A 2,098-nucleotide genomic window follows, 5' to 3' on the forward strand; every position below is an offset into this window, starting at 1 on the left:
TGATCAGGGCAGGAGCCGGGCAAAGACTGGAATAGGCAACACGCAAACACCGGTCCGCCACCGTTACAGACGGCAAGGTGGGTCGGTGTTTTTTTTGCCATCTTTACTTTCTCTATTAACTTCCCCTATAAGCTCTCCAAGAAGCTTCCCAAAAGATCCTAAAGGCAGCCCCTAAAAGCCGTAATATAGCCGCTCCAATTTCGATAATATCGATTGTAGGCAGCAGAAAGTGGCCAGAGAAATGCTACAGGACTGTCTTATCATCCATAAGACACTTTGATACGGACGGCGGCAGAGCAGGTTATCCTAAAGGGAGGATGTCGCTACGTTATCTGCTTTCTCTCGCATGGAAAGGGAGTTGAGTGACATATCTGCGAAAGCATCGGCAATTCGCCGAACACCAGCTCGGATCTGATATTCGTTGAGGGAAGAAAAACCTAACACGAGCGTACGAGCACTGTAGCGACAGCCACCGTAATCATAGCCCGTACCCCCTCCGATCGAGTAGATTCTTACTCCATGACGTAATGCAATTGTCTGGAGCTGAGCTGCAGGTGGGTAGTGATCAGGAAGATGCCACGCCAGATGCAGGCCACTCTCAAGTCCGCTAAGGCGAACCGCGCCAAAATGTTCCCGCAGTGCTTCCACCAGACAATCACGGCGCTTACCATACATATTTCGCATGCGTCTCAGATGGTTGCCATAGGCGCCGCTGCGGATAAACTCGGCCATAGTCGCTTGATCCAGCCAGGCATGTCCATTATTAAGCAGAGCTTTCGCAGAACGGGCAGCAGGAATCAATGCTTTGGGCACCACTAGATAGCCTAGTCGTAGGCCCGCCCCCATGGATTTGGAGAAGGTACCCAGATACATGACACAACCATAATCATCCAGTCCCATGAGGGCTGTCAGGGGCGATCCGCGATATCGAAAATCTGAATCGTAATCGTCCTCTATGATGAATGCCCCGCAACGCCGCGCCCAATCCAGGAGCTTCAACCGACGCTCGATGGGCAAGGTGAAGCCCAGGGGAAATTGATGAGAAGGGGTGACAAATAAAAGCGCAACTCCCTCTTTTGGTAGTTGTTCAACGTCGAGCCCTGCCTCATCCACAGGCACGGGAATCAATTTTGCATAGTAACTCTCGAAAAGCGAAGTGGCGCCTTGGTAGCAGGGATTTTCCGTTGCAACCATTGTTCCCTCTTTTACAAGGAGGCGAGCAGCAAGATTCAATCCCTCCTGAGAGCCGGCTGTAATAATTATCTGATCTGACGAAACGCTGATACCCCGCGCGACTCCAAGGTGGGCAGCGATGACTTCCCGCAGTTCCGATAGTCCACCGGGATCGCAACATTCCTCGAAGTGCATGTTTGCAGACATGAATGTCTTATTTACAAAGCGGCGCCATATCTTATGAGGAAACAGGTCGAGACCGATGCGGTCCGGACAAAAATCAAAATCGAGATGCTGAATATTGTTGTTGGCGTGTATGTGGCCGATAAATGGAATTACTGGCTGTTTGACAAGTTCTTCATCACCGGGAGAGGAGGGGGTCACCCTGCGGGTGGCAGAAAGGCAGGTTTCAGGAAGCTCAAGGTTTACATACGTTCCAATTGCCTTCCGGGCCTGAAGATAGCCTTCGGCAATCAAACGATCATAAACCAGCAAAACAGTATTACGAGAAATACCCAGTTGTTCGGCAAGTACTCGGCTCGCCGGGATGAGTGTACCGGGTTTTAGCTTACCCCCGAGGATAAGGTGGCGTAACTGGTCAAAAATCTGGCCTTGCAGCGATTGACGACTGTTGTGGTCGAGTTCAATGGGAATTGCCATATGTATTCATGGCGGCAGGTACGCGCGCTGGATTTCTGTTCCAGGTAAATTATCGATTCTGACATATTTTTATAATTAACGTAAGCCTACATACGATCATACCATCTCAGCCGCTCTCATAAGTGAGTGAGAGCAGCTGATTGAGGGCCAATTACATACGAAGCGAGTGCTTACTCCTCGTCTTCCTCTTCCTCGTCGTCATCATCCTTTTTTTCGGGCTTGAGCACCATCTTGCCCTGCTTGATGCTCTCGTTCAGGTCGGTTT

The 2,098-nt window shown here is 50.3% G+C and carries 1 protein-coding gene; it reads right to left on the reverse strand.

Annotated elements, in window-relative coordinates; genetic code table 11:
- Positions 1-306: 306 nt before the first annotated feature.
- Positions 307-1,833 carry a MocR-like pyridoxine biosynthesis transcription factor PdxR gene (pdxR, locus tag BMW46_RS14810; RefSeq protein WP_074709432.1) on the reverse strand — a complete coding sequence of 509 codons (1,527 nt, stop codon included), beginning with the start codon at positions 1,831-1,833 and terminating at the stop codon, positions 307-309.
- Positions 1,834-2,098: the final 265 nt, after the last annotated feature.

Origin of the sequence: Nitrosospira multiformis (genome assembly GCF_900111585.1) — a bacterium.
GTDB lineage: Bacteria > Pseudomonadota > Gammaproteobacteria > Burkholderiales > Nitrosomonadaceae > Nitrosospira > Nitrosospira multiformis_B.

Coding starts and splice junctions, on each gene's coding strand:
- pdxR (WP_074709432.1), bottom strand. CDS start 1,833: ATGGCAATTCCCATTGAACTCGACCACAACAGTCGTCAATCGCTGCAA.